Here is a 17,256-nt window from a genome sequence, read left to right as displayed (position 1 = left end):
ATGCTGATATTTGCTATAGTAAATCCTGAACAAAACAGGGCGATTAAAGTGACGTAATTCGTACATAATGAGCACGGCTAAGGCATTGTAATCGCTGATTTTAACAGCACTGAATGATTTTTAACGTTCAGTGCTGTTATTGTCTTCGGCTTGACCAAATAGCGGGATTCGCACTATTTTGAAAGCTTATTCACCTATCGGTCTTAAGTTGGCTTACTTGCGTTACATATCTCTGACTTTCTACTGCTTCTTTCTGCCCTTGCCGTTTGCCAGCAACGCCCTTGTGTTTCGGATTCACTTCCCCTTAGCTGGGCGGATTTAGTTTTATAGATGTGGATAGTTTATGAGGTATATAGAGGTGTCCTAAGTTTATGACGCAAAATAAATCGATTTTATTATACAGAATTGATGGTGCATTTTTCGATTTTTTGAAAAAAAACTGAAATATAAAAAATGAGTGTAAAGCAAATTAACACCATTAATACCTTTGAGAAAATGCATTGATAGCAAGTCGACCTTGTTTTTTCTTAAAGAACATTATGATTAAGTTCAAATAATTCAAATTGTAATTATCAATTATTAATTAACAACAACAATTGGTTATGATTTTTTTAGTTTTAAACTTAAGTGGAATTAAATTTATCAGTGGGGAACTAGTTTTTATCACGTGAAGGTTGTCACAATTAATACTTATGATAATAGATAAATGAAAAACAGTAAATATTGGTTTTATATTTATAGTTTACACTATTTTAGTATGGTTGATAGCAGTTATGGAATGTAAATAATTATATTAATGTAGCTAAAGGATTGAGTTTTTATGGAAAAATTAAGAATAAGAGAGAAAATCGCATATGGCGCTGGAGATGCGGGTTGCGCATTTGTTTGGCAGACGGTTATGCTTTTTTTGGCCTTTTTTTATACAGATGTATACGGTTTATCTCCAGCACATATGGGAACGATGTTCTTAATTGTAAGGATACTCGACGCAATAACAGATCCATTAATCGGTTCACTTGCTGATAGAACCAAGTCAAAGTTTGGTAGGTATCGACCTTACTTGCTTTGGGTTGCTATTCCATTTGCAATCTCATGTATTCTTGTCTTTTATACTCCAGATTTTGGGGAAAGAGGTAAGTTGATATACGCGTATGCGTCTTACATTTTTCTTACGTTAATGTATACAATGATTAATGTACCTTATTGTGCAATGGCGAACACGCTTTCTAGCGATTCAAATGAAAGAACGAGTCTACAATCATATCGATTCACAATGACGTCCATTGCAGGATTAGTTATTGTGCTATTAGCAATGAAGCTTGTAGACTATATTGGTGGTGGGAATTTGCAATTAGGATATATCGGTGCTATGTCCGTTATGTCCAGTCTTTCGGTAATTCTTTTCTTGTTTTGCTTCTTTAATGTAAAAGAAAAAATTGATGTTCGACAGACTAAAAGTGGGAACTTGAAAAGTGACTTGAAACATTTATCAAAGAACCCAGCTTGGAGAGTATTATTCATACAGAACATCATAATGCTAGTTGGTTTTGTACTCAAAGATGCGGTTATTATTTATTATGTCGTAAGTATCTTGCAACGACCAGATCTAGTCGTTTTATTTATGGTTCTAGGTAAGCTAGCAGGTGTTTGTGGTGCAATGCTTGCTGTACCTCTCTTTGGAAAGCTTGATAAAGTAACAGCTTATCAGCTTATTAATTATGTCATGGGTATGTTTGCCATTTTGATATTCTTCATTCCGAGTAATCAGGTGAATTTGATAATTGTTCTAATGGTTATTGTTAACTTTCTTAAAATGGCGGCTAGCCCATTTTTATGGAGTATGATGTCGGATGTCGTTGACTATGAAAAGCACCTTTCAGGACGCTCTCTTGGTGGTGTCGTCTTTTCGACCAATCTTTTTTCTATTAAGTTTGGTGTGGCGTTAGGTGGTGCAATGCTAGGGTGGTTATTAGCTTTGGGTGGTTATGTTGGAGGTGCAGAGGTTCAGGCTCAAAGTGCTTTGACTATGATCAACGCACTATTTACCCTTATCCCGGGTGTTATTTTTATTGCTGTAGCAGCTATGGTTAATTTCTACCCACTGACTGAGCAACGTGTTAACGAAGTTAAAAAGAGTCTAGAGTCAGTTAATTAATCGTGTAATCTAAAGTTGAAAGACCAGGACGCGCTTGGGTTTATATTGTTAGCAAGTGAAAATGTTAACGTTAGAGTTATTTTTTGTTTTATGTATTATTTACTTTAAACTAGCTCGTGCGACGTCCTTGGTTGAAATTATAGTATAATATTAATTATTTGTTAGTTTTATAGTTAACGCAGGGTTAGTGATGAGAAATATATTGGGTAAAGGAGTTTGTGATCCACATATAAGAATCTTTGATGGGCGTGCTTATATGTACGCATCTCATGATTTTTCAGATAATAATAACGACTTTGTCATGAAAGACTGGTGGGTTTGGTCCTCAAATAACTTGGTTGACTGGCAGTTAGAGAGTGTCATATCACCGGAAGATACCTATTTATGTGGACCAAGTAATGGATGCTGGGCAACAGACGCTGTTAGAAAAAATGATTTATATTATTGGTATTTTTCTGACGTCAGAGAAGGTATAAAGCAAATCGGTGTATTGGTTTCTGAAAATCCCACAAAAGATTGGAGGGATCCATTAAAAAAACCGTTAATTTCAAGTGATGATTTCGATGAAGGATATGATCCTGCTATTTTTCAAGAAGAGGACGGGTCATCATATTTGGTATTTGGTGCTTTTGATTACTACATATCAAAACTGTCAAATGATATGATTTCTTTAGCAGAAGAACCACGGAAGATAGAAATAATCAGTCCAAGAGGGCCATATGGTGAATCTACTGATGATAAAGCTTTTCTTCACAAACGCGGAAAATTTTATTATTTATCGTGGGGGTGTTTTTATGCAATGGCGGAGAATGTTTATGGTCCTTATGAATATAAAGGCGTTATAGTTAGAGAGGACTTGGTTGAAGAAGATTTTAAAAAGTATACTTGGCCCAATGGGTTAACTCAGGGTCGGCACGGATCGTTCTTTGAATGGAATAATCAGGAGTACTTTACTTATTGTGATATGAGTCAAGGTTTAGGTAATCGATACTATAGAGATAGTTGGATTAGTTATGTTAATTATAGAGAAAATGGGGAAATTGAACCTATAGTAATTAATAGCGTTGGCGTTGGTAGGTATGAACCTGATAGGGGTAAAATACTAGCTTGCAATTATTTTAAATCTACAAATACAAAGAAAGTGGAATGCCATAAAGGATTTGCAGTTCAACTGAACGACGGTGAATCATGTCTAGCATTTCCAAATATAACTAGCAATCAGTGTTTTAAAGGTTTAAAAATTGATGTTATTGTTGAATGTGAACTTCATTGCAATGTTACGATCAATGTTCACTCTAATAGCGGTTCTGAAACTATAATTAAAAGTATATGTATTGACGACTGCTTTGAAGGTGATATAGAGATTACTTTTGATAATCCTCTGAATATAGATAGTGTAGAGCTGCACTTTTCGGGTGAATGCATGCTTGGTATGAAGATATTTTCTCTATCATTTATCTGAATTCTTATAGAAAAACAGAATTATGAGGAGACAATTTAGCTAAATTCCGGAGTGCCAAGACCATGAGTTAACAGTACCCGCCCTATGTTTACATGGGGAAGTATTAATGAGTGGCGTTCTATGGAGGTAAAGAGTCGATGTCAGGCCCAGGTTGGGTTAACTCTTCCACGCACTTAACTGGTTAGTCGAACTGGATCGCCCCAGAACATGAAATGTTGCAGCCATCTACAGGATACTATCCTGATAATTTTCCTACTGATTATTTATCCTGCTTCGGTTTCTGCTGAAACAGATTACTTTGTCGGTGGTGGTGTTGGTTACCAAAATGATAGGTTAGATGGTGCAAGCTCAACAAATGGTGAGGATGCTTTTGTTCAGCTGAAAAATAGAAAATACCCAGCAAGTTGTTATTATAGCTAATTATCATTTTTAAGTTTAATCAATAATTTATGACGCGGGTTGAAAACAGGGAAAGGTTATGGTTCATTACAAAGCTGTTCACGATATAGAAAATCAAACCTATTTTGTCGATCTTGTTGAGGGTTATCAAGCAAAAGTAAGTTATCAAATTTCCGGTAACGTTCTAACTCTCGATCACTCCTCGGTGCCTGAGGCTCTAAGAGGAAAAGGTTATGCAAGTGTAATGATGGAAGCGGTCTTGAGTAAAATTGAACAAGAAGGTTATACGGTTATCCCCGTATGCAGCTATGTTATTCACTATATGAAAAAACATAATGAATGGCAGCATTTGTTGGCAAAGAAGGAGCCTTGATATAAAGGTTGTTTTAAAAAGATGAAGCTGTCTTGTATAACACTTATGATGTACAAAAGCCCTGCTCAATCGAACAGGACTTTTGGTATAGGCCGTTTTCAGCCGGCGTTAGCTTGCTTGATACTCCGGGTAGTCAAGTAACCCTTTCTCTGCGCCACCAAACAGTGTTTCTGGATTGTGTGCTGCAAGTGGGTAGCCATTCATGATGCGGTTAGGCAGATCAGGGTTAGCAATGAATGGGCGACCGAAGCCAACCATATCAGCTAAGCCTTCATTGATCGCTTGCGCTGCTTTTTCAGTGTTGTAACGGCCTGCGTAGATGATCGTGCCTTTGTAAGCTTCGCGAATAGCATGCTTAAATGCTTGCGGTGTATCGGGGGCATCGTCCCAGTCAACTTCGGCAATGTGGACGTAAACCACATTCAGTTTGTTCAATAATGCTGCGGCTGCGGTGTAAGTTTCAACAGGTGTATTATCAACTGTACCGTTAAGCGACGTAAACGGGGCAAGACGCACACCTACACGATCCGCTCCAATAGCATGGCTCATTGCTTCAACGACTTCACCTAAGAAACGCAGGCGGTTATCGATAGAGCCGCCGTACTCATCAGTACGGTTGTTGGCCTCTGAGTCAATAAACTGGTTCACAAGGTAGCCGTTTGCAGCATGCAGCTCAATACCGTCAAAGCCAGCTTCAATGGCATTGAGAGCCGCTAGGCGGTACTCACCAATCACATGTAGTATATCGTCTTTTGTCATCTCGCGTGGTTCAACGACATCGACAAAACCCGGTGCGTTGTTACCGTCATCAATGAAGACTTTTACGTTCTCAGCTTTTAGGGCTGAAGATGAAATAGGTTGCTGACCACCGATGTTGGCGGGGTGGGTCACACGGCCAACATGCCAAAGCTGCGCATAAATAACGCCGCCTTTTGCGTGAACGGCATCTGTGACTTTTTTCCAGCCAGCGATTTGCTCTTTGGTATAAATACCCGGTGTCCAAGCATAGCCTTGGCCCATTTCAGAAATCTGGGTACCTTCAGCAGTAATTAGACCAGCATCGGCACGCTGAGCATAGTATGTTGCCATCATATCATTAGCGATATTACCCGGCTGAGTTGCACGCGAACGAGTCATCGGTGGCATAACGATACGGTTTTTAAGTGTTTCATTGCCAAGGCGCATTGGCTGAAATAGTGTATCTTTCATCTCTAGTACTCCAACCTGTATTTATTTGCTTGTCTGAATAAGTTCGATAGCGTAGCCATCTGGATCTTTTACGAAAGCGATGTGAGTCGTACCGCCAAGCATCGGGCCTGGTTCTCGCGATACATTGCCACCTTGGGCTTTGATCTTGTCACAGGCTGCGTAAATATCGTCAACACCTAAGGCTAGATGGCCGAATGCATTACCTAGTTCGTAAGCGTCGGTATCCCAGTTATAGGTCAGCTCAATAGTTGCGCCGTTTTCTTCATAGCCAACGAAAACCAGTGAGTAACGATATTCAGTATTTTCAAAACGATTCAATACCTTCATACCCAATATCTTGGTGTAGAACTCAATAGATTTATCAAGGTCGGTAACGCGGATCATGGTGTGGAGAAATTTCATATCGCACCCTCTGTAGTGACGCTGAACTAACTAGCATGTGTCGTTTGGTTTGAAAAACCAATTTTGATGCCGCTACTATAGCGAGGTGGAGAGAGGAAGTTAAATTATCATTGGTTATACTTTTGATAATTTAATTTTATTAAATTAGGTTTAACGATCAGTAAAGGAGGATAATGCTGTTACCTGGGAAAAGAAATTATTGAAGTGGTTATGATTATCTGCAAAGGAAGTTGGGCGACAGACGCCACCCAACATTTAGCTACCCCTTCATCGTTTGAATGACCTTGTCAGGGAAGCCGAAATACTTTTGTGTACCATCATTGTCGAGCAATAGACAGCTGGTGGATGCTGCGATATAGGCTTTGTCATTGGTGGTATAGATCACCGTGGCATTGGCGAGCTTTTCAGTAAATAGCTTATTGATGTACTTGGTGTACTCTTTCTCCCCTCCGACGAAAGGCTCATCGATAATAATGATGCCCTGATCGTAGCTACCCAGGCCCAGAGCCATCCGTAGTAACTGCTGGACACCATTAGGCAACTGCTGAACAAATTCCGACGACATCTGTGTTTGCAATCCATCGGGTAGCCAGGGGTGCAAGTTAAAGAACTCGATGGTCTCCTCCATCTGTTCCTTGGAAATGACACCATCATGAATAATGAAGTTTGATTCCAACGTGCCATCGAAGATATGCAGTTCGAAAGGAATGTAATTGATGGCTTTTCTATAGCGAAAATTGTTGAATTGTTTGATGTTATAGCCATCCAGTAAGACATTTCCTTGATAGCGCTCTTCCAGCCCTGCCAAAATAGTCAGTAAGGTGGTTTTCCCTGAGCCAGAGCCCCCAGAAACCGATATTTTATCGCCGGGCTGAGCGGAGAAGGCCAAGTTGGTGAGCCCCGTTGCCGCTCCTTGATACCGGTGGGTCAGGCCGGAAATGCTGATGTTCCCTTTAAACCGACGGATTGGCGGGCTGCTTTCCAATGAATGACGATCATCGTTAAGTGACATTAACGCGTTTATCTGTGTGCTGGCAGATTTAATGGTTTTGAATTTGGTTATCGAATTGTAGATCCCCATTATTGGCCCCAGCGCCTTCCAGACCAATATGATGATTGCCAGCATGGCACCGGCATCGGTCTCTCCAGCCATAACGCCAATAACCGCAGTAACAATACTGGCTGTGCCAATAGCCTGTATTAACCCTTGGCCCATTGCTTGGATCTTGCCATTGGTTACCGATACGCCTTTGGCATCCTCCAAGCTTTGCTCATGAGCTGCTTGGAAGCGTGATCGGATCACCCTGATGAGCGGAAGCCCTTGAATGCTACTGATACTTCTTAGCAACTCATTCCACTGATAAGACACCATGGCGTTGGCTCGAGAGCTTTTTGAGGTGGCTTGGGTGTAGATGTAGCGAGCGTATACACAGAAAAACAGCATCAGTGCAATCCCTGCCAGCACGGTGAGCGCGGCTGTGCCCGAGATAATAGTGATGGCCATAATAAAGATGATCACAAATGGCATGTCGAAATAACTAAGCGAAGATTCTGCCGTGACCAGCTTTCTGAACTGGTCGATGTCTTTCAATCTTGCCAGCTGAGAAGAAACTCCAGCGGATGACGTCATAGAGTAGGGGAGCCATAACAACTTACTGATAACATTGCGTGATATATGGGTAGCGAGATCTTTGCCTGATGTTGCCAAAATATTCATTCGCATTCGTTTGAAGGCGTATTCAGACAGTGCAAGAAAGACAGCAAACCCAGTTAGCCAGAATAACGTTGACTCTGAGCCCGAGCTTAAAGCAAAACTGTAAACCCCCATGATAAAGAACGGTTGCATTGCACCTAACACGTTAATGATTAAGCTCAATAGCAGCAGGCTTTTGATTTCACCGTTGTAGCGATAGAACGCGTATTTTATCCAGTTGGATTTGTCCTGAGACTCCGGTGGCGGTTCCCGAAATATTTTCGAGTAATTTGAAATTTCACACACTGTGCAGCTGTCGTTTGTCAACAGGTGTTCAATGACGACATTGTTGCGGTAATCAAACAGTTTGGCTTGACCATTTTCAATACCAAGGAAAATGGTGCAGACGTTATCGAACTGGACAAAAGCCGGTGTTGAGACACTCTCAAGCTGATGCATAGTGGTTAATTGCCGAACATTACACTCGTAATCAAGCCGTGACAGAGTGGCGGCAAAACTGTCGACATCTTGGCTTTTGGGAACGAAGGCATCACTGAGGATCTCGGGGGTACCTTCCCATTGAAGAGTCACTAGGGTATAGGCCAAACCAAGCAAAGTGGGTGATCCTTTGTAGCGTTCCTTGAACTTGGCAGAGCCAAAGTCGCCCAGCCGCTCATCGATATTGCTGAAATCAATTAATACACTCATGCGGCAACCCTAGAAACAAGTTTGTGGCGGACCAGGCGGGGATCGAGCTGCCCCAATTTATTGCTGACGATAATGCAGATGAAGTTGTTGGCTTTGGGAGTGATACAGGCGAGTAGCAAGCGTGCAAACTGTTCGTCATATACCATATCAATATCGTCGATTAGCAATACGGGTTTATTACTCAACAGCGCTCTCACGATGAGCAGAGCAAACAGGACTTGGCGTGAGAATGGCAGCTGGCTATGGCTTGAAATCTTGGTATAGAAACCGTTTTTAAGGCCATCAATTTTATGCTTTATGGCGAGGTTTTCACAGAGTGAAAAGGCTGCGCTATTAAGGTGAGGTTGGAAGCAGGTGAGATTGTCAATAATTGTCCCTTCGACTAACGCGGAGTTTTTATCTACCTTGATAACGTTGCTTCGCCATTCCCCGTAGTCAATGTCATCGGCTAGCTTGTCATTATTGATGATAAAAGACAGGTTATCATCGTGGCTATCACGGGTAAGGCATCGCAAGAGGTGACTTTTACCACTGCCGCTAGAACCGGTAAGTAGATTGATTTCGCCGGTTGTCAGTGACATTGCCGGGATACCCACCGTTATATCGTTTCCTGTTGGCGCGACAGATATCGTGCGGACAACGTCTTCGTTGTGTGAAGAATGATTGAATGATTCCAGCTCGATCACCTCAGCAATGCGCTTAACATTGAGTTGATTGGTTCTCCAGCGGCTAAGTGTGCGCATCACTTGTTGGTAGGGAGCGAAGTAGCGGTTAGTCAGCAGAATGACGGCGGCCATTACCCCTTGGCTAATTTCCATGTTGATGACCGCTAATGCACAAAGAACGACGACAATGGCGACCGAAAGTTGCTGTATTACGTTGAGGGTGAGGTTGAACGACGACTCCAAGCGTTCATAGGTAATACTTTGGTTCTCCCGCTCACCGATCATTTCAACCATCACGCTTTCAATACGGTATTCCATGGTGCGGCTTTTAATATCTAATGGGTTTGATACTATCTCGATGATTTTAGAATTTGTCAGTCCCTCGATATCTGAACGTTGGGAAAGTACGTCGACGCGACGTTGTGACAAGTGGCGGGCAGCAAAAAACAGCACGGTTGATGCAGCAATGAGTGCTAATCCTGCCCAGAAATTGATCAGCAGAATAATCAATACCGTGATGGCGCTGGTACCAGCGTTGATCATGGCTTTTATCGTTTCACCGCCGAAAAACTGCTTAATATCGGAAATGGTGGCGATACGCTCTAAATATTCCCCCATTTCCAATCGGTTGAAGCGCTCAATATTGGCTGCACAAATGGCTAAGAAAACCCGGTTGGTCAATTGGCCTTCAAAGCGCTTCATGATTACGGAAACTAAATGCTCTTCTTGTCGCTTGAGTTGGTAATCGAGATAAATGGCGAACAAAATGATGGCAAATAGCAGCATCAGTGAATTGGTTGACTGATTTGGTAAGATGCGATCAAAAATGATCAAGATCGAAAAAGGCAGCACCAGGCCCAATAGGGTGGTCATTAAGGTTGAGAATAACAAGTATAACTTGTCCAATGGACTGATTTTACGAGTAAATGGTTGGCTTTTCATTACTTACTCCGTCATTGGACCATCAGGTGAAGTGGGATTGGCGATTGCGAGCTGTCATCACTCATTGGTGACATTTGCTCGGCTATCTTGCCGACCGTGGCCATATTGAGGTTACCGATCCGCTCGTTGAGTTGAATGAGGTTGATGACATAGTCATACCGGGCACTTTCATAATCTCGGATGCTGCTATACAACTTACTCTCAGCTGAGAGCAGGTCAGTAATGGTGCGGGTTCCTAATTTGTGAGCTTTTTGGATACCGATATACGAGGCGTAGTTGGCTTGAATTATGGTGGTCAGGCTGGTGAGCGATGCCGAAAAATCGTTGATGTTATATATAAACTCTTCAAACTGCTGTTGGCTGGCGTTTTTGCTATCTTGTAGATCGATTTCAGTTCGGTCGATATCAACTTTATTCTGTTGATAACGGTAGTAATCACGGCCACCATTTAAAATTGGTACATCTAGAGTGAGGGTGTATACCGTCTCTTCCGTTACTCCTTTGTCAGGATACAGCTTGGCTGATGCATCATTGGTATCGTCATAGGTATAGCCAATGCTGCCTTTAACGGAAGGAACGAAAGCCGCGCCAGTTTCTTTTAATACTTGCCGACTTCTGGTGACGGCTTGCTTGGCAATTAACAAGCTGAGATCTGACGCGTACATAATATTGTTGAGCTCAGTCTGACGACTTGGAGGAATAGCTCCAAATTGTATGCTTGATTGCAGATCGAAATCCGGTTTGAGTGGCTGCTGAACAATATTGGCAAGGCTATTGAGTATGATGCGCTGATCTTTCTTAAGGGTGCGTAAACTGTCAGCGGTTCTTTCTTTTTGGGCTAATACTTCATAGCGTTCGGTGCCTGCGACATTCCCTAATTCAATGTTCCTGCTGACAAGCGTCAGCCGAGATTCAGATGATTCCAATTCAGCTTGAGTCGCTCGGATCTGGGCTCGGTTTTTCAAATATTCGAAATAGGTGGTAGCAGCTTCGCGGATAATTTGTTGCCGAGTCTGTTCTGTCCTGAGCGATTCAATATCTATATCGGTCTGGGTATTTCTATGTGAGTAGATGTCCCCGAGATCAAACAGGCTTTGGGTTAAGGTTACGTTCACGCCGTGATTGTTGTAGCTATTGTTGGCATTGCCACCATTGTATTGATGAGTGGTACCATCATTCCAGTTGGTATTGGCTGACACATTAAGCGAAGGCAAGAAGTTCCCTCTGCTAATATCCAGCTCATATTCAGTCGCAGACAAATTTGTTTGGGCGCTACTTAATGACAGATTACGCTGCAATGCTACATCGACCACATTGAGTAGATCGGCGGCGTGTGCCGAGACGCCCAGCGACGCACATACCGAGACTGCTAACAATGCACTGGCAGGATTAGCAGATTTTCTTAATAGCCATGTATTTTTTAATAACTTTGATAATTTCATCACTTTTATACGGCTTACTGATGACATAGTCCATTCCTGCTTCAATACATGACTTGTGTTCGCTGGCGCTGGTCAGTGCGGTGGCGCCAATAATTGTGGCGGGATTGAAGACGTCCAAGTCTTGCTCCCGTTGGCGGATAAGTTTTGTGGCTTCAATACCGCCCATACCGGGCATAATACAATCCATAAAGACGATATCTGCACCGTGCTCTTTCATGTATTCCACGGCTTGTGCACCATCACTCACGGTAAGGGCTTCATAACCTTGTTTGCTAAGCAGCTTTTTCAATAAAAACTGCTGAACTTTGTCATCTTCAACAATAAGGAAGGCATTTTGTGTTTGCTCGTTGGCTTCCTCAGTCGCTTGCATGGCCTCTGTGAGGTTGGGAACGAGTTCATGAGCAATGAAAGGGGTAAAGAAGACACGGTCAACATACTCATGAGTATCTTGTACAGTGCTTGATTCAGAAGCCGCTAAAAAGAGTTTGGTCTTGGTGCTCTTTTTTAGTCTGGAGTGCAAGGTTTTGCAGAAGGACTTCAGTTGAATGCCCTTGATGGTATCGGTAATGATGATCCCGTCGAAATCATTGATCCGAGATAAGGATTTAAAAATATCGTTCGCCGAACGGATAATTTCAATCGTTGCGCCATACTGCGATAGCATCTTAGACATAACGTCAATTTGCAGCTGGGAATCGGTACAGATCATCAAGTGTTTGTTTTCTAGTGAGCGCTCAACCTGATGGAAGCTTTTGGGCGTAATATCGATGCCAATACGGAGCTTGTGCATACTGCTTTGTTGCTGAACTTGGTTATTATCCTGCAGTGGAAGGATCAAATTGGATGTCAGCCAAGTAGACTCAAAACGGGTCACTTTGGTGAGAATGGCTTTTGACCACTCATCATTAATCCCGCTTTTCTCGTCGACGAGTTGCCAATTGGCGCTTTTTATATCGTGGAGGTTTAATGTGTTCGTGGGCAGGAAAACGATTTCAAACACCAGCCTAGATTGCTCTACCTCATTGGCCGCTTCGGTATGAATGTGGAATAGAATATGCGGTTCATTCTGGGCTGAGATAGCATTGGAAAGCTGCAAAAAAAGTACCCAGAATAAACTCGTTGGGTTGCCTTCAATATCACCGGGTAAGTGGCTGCCTAAATGGCATTCTAAATGACGCTGTGAGTGCTGGGTTTTAGCAGTGAGGTGAACCAGTAACTCCGACATCAAAGGGAGGAAGCTAACATTACTTGAAGTAGCGCTGTTACCTCCGGATATCAGGCGATTATAGTTATCCGCTAATTCAGATAATGTATTGGTGGCTAAGGTGATATCACGAGCTAATACTGCACCATTTTCTCCCGCCTCTTGGGCAATAAGTCTTACTCCTCCTTGGATTGTGTTGGTCATGCCGCGGATTTCGTAACCAATTAAGGCATACAGCTGACGATATAGGTCAGCATTGCGTTTTTGCTGTTCAACATCTTGATACATGGTTGAAAGGTTGGCAAAAATTCGTCTCTGTTCGGGGGGAGTATTGATGTCGTTGAGCATTTGAGTGATCTCATTGGCTGAGATGTGCTCAAGTTGGCTTGCTAGCTCACTGACGCCTGATTGTGCCTGTTGAGATTGGGAGCCTTTTCGCTTCGTTGTTGTCATCATGAGCAACAATAGAGCGCAAAGGACGAGGTTGAAACCGAGGAAAACAATCATTGAACGGAAGAAAAGGGTTTGCTGAGCTTGCTGAACGTCATTATTAATGGCGACTATCAAGTTTTGCTGTGACGCTTGAAGAGCAGGCAGCAGCTGAAGCAGCGTATTTTGAAATTGTTGGTAGTCGCTAGTTGCGTTGAACTTGGCAATAGCAAGCTCAAGCTGAGGGTAAAGCACATTACCGACCAAGCTGACTTTGATTTTCTCTGCTGAGGCTACCTGCTTAAAGTACGCAATATCTTTCTGCAATGTATCAACTTGCAGGTCAATCGCTGTACTTTCGGTACAAGATGCATATTGGCAGCCACTTATTGTCGTCAGTACTGTTTGGGTTGTTCGGATCAGTTGGTGGCTGCTACTAACCAAATCTGAATGTAACATGCTGTTATATTCAGATGTTTGGTTATGCCATTGCAGGCCAATGACCATTTGGCTAATAACACCTATTGCCATGAATGCGGCGATAAATCGAATTGTGGCCTTCCTCGATACTTTCACTACTGCTTACCTCTCGTCAAATGCATCTTCCATGGCGCTGACCACTGGCTTCAAGGCGTAATCAATCGCGTAGCGTGAGCCTGTTTTAATGTCGGCCGTAAATTCCATATAAGGTGACAAGGTGTATGTCGCCCCGCCGTTTTCCAGAAAGTCTTTCTCAATGGTAATTTGGGCAATGTAAAATTCGTTTTCTTCTTCTTTGTATGAAGAGCGGCTGATGGAATTGATTGTGCCGCTGATAAAGCCATATTTAGCAAAATTGTAGGTATCAAACTTGAGTTTGACTTCCTGCCCGACTTCGACGAACCCCAAGTCTTTCTTGGCGATCTTCGCTTCTGCATGCAAAGTATTATGAATAGGTGAAATATCGGCGATGCTCTCGTTTGCAGGGATCACAGCAGATTTAAAATTGAAATGAATCTTATCGACTATGCCATCAATAGGGGAGTAGACAGTCAGGCGCTCAACTTTATCAGTATACTGAGGAAGCTGGGCTTTCTTGAGGGAAAGATCTTTTTCAAGTTGGTTAATTTGGGCTTGATAACCGGCATTCCGACTCGCAATGGTGTCTTTCAATTGCTTTTCTAACCGATCAAACTGAAACTTCTCGTTCATGACGGCTTCTGATAAGTTTTCTATCTCCCTTACCATATTGGCCTCTTGTACTTGCATGTTAAGCACATCGATATAAGAAGCCATCTCTTCTTTGTAAAGGGTCTCTTTGATGTTTAACTGTTTTTCAATCAGACCAAGTTGCTTCCGCGAACTGGTTATGCGTTTTTGCATGGAATTAATCAGTTTTTGCTTATGTTCAATATCCAGTGCGATAAGCGCTTGGTTAGAGTTGTTTTTCTGAAATTCTTTTTGCCAAGACTCGTTGTATTGAGTGATCAGCTGTGGGAAAGCAGAGTAAGCAGAATAGTCTGGTTCGGCATGGTGAATGAGCGATAAGTAACGAATGATATCCATCTCAAGACTGGCAATATCCAGTGTTGCGGATTCAAGCTGGGTGTTTCTATCGACCGAACGTAATTGGGCAATAGGTTGTCCTGCAAAGACATAATCACCGGCTTTTACCAGCATCTTATCAAGGATCCCTCCTTCAAGGTGTTGGACCCGTTCAATATCAGAATCAAGAAGTACTTCCCCTCGAGAAGATACAACGATATCTATCTTTGCTTGGGCGGCCAATATAATGAGCAGCAGTACAATCAAAAATAGCAATAACAGCGACTTATGCATTGTTGTCATTGCACTTTGGATATATAAGCTATCGTCATTGTCAGCATCTTGACTGTATTTTGCCTCCACGAGCGCATGCTTGATATGTTTCTCTATTCCCATTGCATCGACTCCCTGAAGCATGGCTGGCTGTATTCAAAACAGTGTTAATTAGCTAGAGATAATGACTCGACTTGAGAGTTCACGTTGGCAACCTCAGCCAACACATTGTCTATAAGATCCTTGCTCGGCATTTGTCCTTGCTTACAAAGTCGCTCAATCGTTTCTAGTTGTTGCGAAGCATTGTCTTCACACAAAGTTAACAATACGCCTTTTAAAGAGTGAACAGCTTGATATAACCCTTCAATATTTTTGCTAGCATATAATCCTGTTATTAGATCAATATCCTCACCATGTTCTGCACCGTAGAGGTCTATAATCATAGACATCATCTCTTCGTCGCCATCCATAGCTTCAGTGAATGCGTTGTAATCTATCATTTCTTTTACCTATAGCTGTTGTTACACCCAAGTAACTGAAAAAACAAACTTTGCTACTAATAATGTATGGTCTAGCTTGAGCAAGAATACAAGCTGATTTTGTTATTGAATGTTTGTTTTATTGATCAGTATCTCATCATATAAAATCAAAAAACTGAGATTAAGTGTGCGTTATCTCTCTATTATTCTAAATAATTGAAAAAGATTCGTTAATAGTTTGCTGTTTTTACCTGATTGAATCTATTCATAGAGTTAGAAAACTCTTAATTGTATAGAATCACTGACACGGGTATAGAGGCAAATCATGGTTCAGGACAATCAGCAACAGGACAAAAACAACCCTCTTAATGATGCGGTAGAGCATAATGCTACACCTGATGGTAATACCGATGAGCACCGTGCCCAAGATAGGCAAAATCAGCAAAATACCATGGCGGCAACAACGGCTACCGGCGCTGATGCCGCTGAACAGAATGATCAAGTTAGCAATGAGTCAGCTGAATCAAATCAAGGTAATACCGAAGATGCAGGCGGTCAGCCTGGTGCAGAAGCCTCCGGTACAGAGGGGAGCAGCGGGAGCCAAAGGCAATCTGGTAACGCAGATTCAAGTGTTCAGGGTGGTGAGGCGCAGCAAGATGACGGTAATGTCGAGGGCAGTAGTGCTCCTCAGTCGGTAGGAGGGGGGACACAGCAAGGGTCGCAATCGCAGTCTGATGGCGAGGGACAAAACAGAGCCAGTCAAGACTCAAACGAACAAAGCCCGCAACCTCAACAGGCTGGGGGTAGTGCTCCTATGGCCTCGGGCCAAAGTGTTGAGCCCACATCATTCGACACTGAAACAACCAGTGAAACTTTCCAAGTTGACGTTGCTAATGCAACCAGCAAAGAAATGGTGATTGATGGTGATTATGATACCGAGACAGTCTCTGAGACTTTTGAAATTAAAGTTGATAATGTCAATGATGAAGTGGAGATTGACGAGCAAGCCAAGCCCATTTTCGAGACCAGTGAAGATGGCCAGATTGTTATCAGTGAAGCAGAGCTACTTGCCAATGCCAGTGATGTAGATGGCGATGCTCTCAGTGTATTAAACCTCTCTATCGCCAATGCTTCATTTGAGATCCAAGTTGATCCGGATACCGGTGAAAGATCGTTCGTTGTTACTCCAGATGAAAACGTAAATGGAGAGCTGGCGATATCTTTCGATGTGACCGATGGACAAGGGAGTGAAGTTGCTTCATCAGCCATGCTGAATGTCGCTGCGGTAAACGATGCTGCCGTGGTTGGCGAAACCAATGTCGATGGCACTGAAGATACTGCCATTACTTTCACCCAGGCTATGCTGCTGCAAAACGCCAGCGATGTGGACAGTAGTGAACTGACCGCCGTTAATCTGCACATTGACCCGCAGTACGGCACCCTGGAAGACAACCAGGATGGTACTTTTACCTTCACACCAAAAGACGATTTTAACGGCGATGTGCCGTTCACCTTCGAAGTTGACGATAACGATGGGTCAGTGACACCCGCTTCGGGCACGTTGGATGTCGAAGCAGTCAATGATGTGCCGGTGTTTGCTGAGACGTCTTACACCATCGCTGAAGACGGTTCGATTACTCTTTCTGAAGCCTCTTTGCTCGCCAATGTTACTGATGTCGATAACGATGTGTTGAGCATTAGTGATATCAGCGTTGAAGGTAACGGCACGGTGAGCCGTGATGAAGAAACCGGTGACTGGACCTACACCCCAGACGCTGACTACAGTGGTGATGCTGCACTCAAAATCACTGTCAACGATACCAAGGTGGATGCCGTATTTACCGCGCCGGTGACTATTACGCCAGAAGCCGATGAGCCTTCATTAACCGTGTCACTG

General features: G+C 42.8%; 13 protein-coding genes. 5 read left to right on the top strand and 8 right to left on the bottom strand.

From position 1 onward, the window contains the following. Positions 1-820: 820 nt before the first annotated feature. From NHN17_RS18605 to NHN17_RS18590, 4 genes are all read left to right on the top strand, one after another. Complete coding sequence (locus tag NHN17_RS18605) at positions 821-2,155, top strand: glycoside-pentoside-hexuronide (GPH):cation symporter (protein WP_255044135.1); 1,335 nt, start codon at positions 821-823, stop codon at positions 2,153-2,155. A gap of 190 nt (positions 2,156-2,345) precedes the next feature. Further along, positions 2,346-3,617, top strand: coding sequence for a family 43 glycosylhydrolase (locus tag NHN17_RS18600; RefSeq protein WP_255044134.1), 1,272 nt, complete (start codon positions 2,346-2,348; stop codon positions 3,615-3,617). Positions 3,618-3,824: 207 nt separating this feature from the next. Continuing rightward, positions 3,825-4,037, top strand: coding sequence for a hypothetical protein (locus NHN17_RS18595; protein ID WP_255044133.1), 213 nt, complete (start codon positions 3,825-3,827; stop codon positions 4,035-4,037). Positions 4,038-4,095: 58 nt separating this feature from the next. Beyond that, positions 4,096-4,389 (top strand): GNAT family N-acetyltransferase, encoded by a 294-nt coding sequence (locus NHN17_RS18590; RefSeq protein WP_255044132.1) that lies wholly within the window; start codon positions 4,096-4,098, stop codon positions 4,387-4,389. Between the two features lie 108 nt (positions 4,390-4,497). Here NHN17_RS18590 and NHN17_RS18585 read toward each other — a convergent pair whose 3' ends face one another. From NHN17_RS18585 to NHN17_RS18550, 8 genes are all read right to left on the bottom strand, one after another. After that, entirely contained in the window at positions 4,498-5,598 is a 1,101-nt protein-coding gene (locus NHN17_RS18585) for an alkene reductase (RefSeq protein WP_255044131.1), read from the bottom strand. A 21-nt stretch (positions 5,599-5,619) separates the two neighbouring features. Beyond that, positions 5,620-6,000 (bottom strand): lactoylglutathione lyase, encoded by a 381-nt coding sequence (gloA, locus tag NHN17_RS18580; RefSeq protein ID WP_255044130.1) that lies wholly within the window; start codon positions 5,998-6,000, stop codon positions 5,620-5,622. A 259-nt stretch (positions 6,001-6,259) separates the two neighbouring features. Next, entirely contained in the window at positions 6,260-8,401 is a 2,142-nt protein-coding gene (locus tag NHN17_RS18575) for an ATP-binding cassette domain-containing protein (protein ID WP_255044129.1), read from the bottom strand. Next, positions 8,398-10,008 carry an ATP-binding cassette domain-containing protein gene (locus tag NHN17_RS18570; RefSeq protein ID WP_255044128.1) on the bottom strand — a complete coding sequence of 537 codons (1,611 nt, stop codon included), beginning with the start codon at positions 10,006-10,008 and terminating at the stop codon, positions 8,398-8,400. Before NHN17_RS18570 ends, NHN17_RS18575 begins: the two co-directional genes overlap by 4 nt. A gap of 11 nt (positions 10,009-10,019) precedes the next feature. Further along, a complete protein-coding gene (locus tag NHN17_RS18565) occupies positions 10,020-11,477 on the bottom strand; it encodes a TolC family protein (protein WP_255044127.1) in 1,458 nt (485 codons plus the stop codon). Next, positions 11,398-13,659, bottom strand: coding sequence for an ATP-binding response regulator (locus NHN17_RS18560; RefSeq protein WP_255044126.1), 2,262 nt, complete (start codon positions 13,657-13,659; stop codon positions 11,398-11,400). The genes NHN17_RS18565 and NHN17_RS18560 overlap by 80 nt, the downstream gene beginning before the upstream one ends. Positions 13,660-13,665: 6 nt before the next feature. Further along, complete coding sequence (locus NHN17_RS18555; RefSeq protein ID WP_255044125.1) at positions 13,666-15,003, bottom strand: HlyD family type I secretion periplasmic adaptor subunit; 1,338 nt, start codon at positions 15,001-15,003, stop codon at positions 13,666-13,668. A 44-nt stretch (positions 15,004-15,047) separates the two neighbouring features. After that, positions 15,048-15,380: an Hpt domain-containing protein gene (locus NHN17_RS18550; RefSeq protein ID WP_255044124.1), complete on the bottom strand. Its 333-nt coding sequence runs from the start codon at positions 15,378-15,380 to the stop codon at positions 15,048-15,050. Positions 15,381-15,684: 304 nt separating this feature from the next. On the opposite strand from NHN17_RS18550, the gene NHN17_RS18545 reads away from it, so the two are divergent. Beyond that, the coding region (locus NHN17_RS18545; RefSeq protein ID WP_255044123.1) for a tandem-95 repeat protein at positions 15,685-17,256 on the top strand (1,572 nt) is incomplete at its 3' end.

It is taken from the genome of Photobacterium pectinilyticum, from assembly GCF_024357955.1.
In the GTDB taxonomy this organism is placed as follows: domain Bacteria; phylum Pseudomonadota; class Gammaproteobacteria; order Enterobacterales; family Vibrionaceae; genus Photobacterium; species Photobacterium pectinilyticum.
The sequence above is the reverse complement of the archived record's forward strand: the minus strand, read 5'-3'. Positions and strand labels throughout refer to the sequence as shown.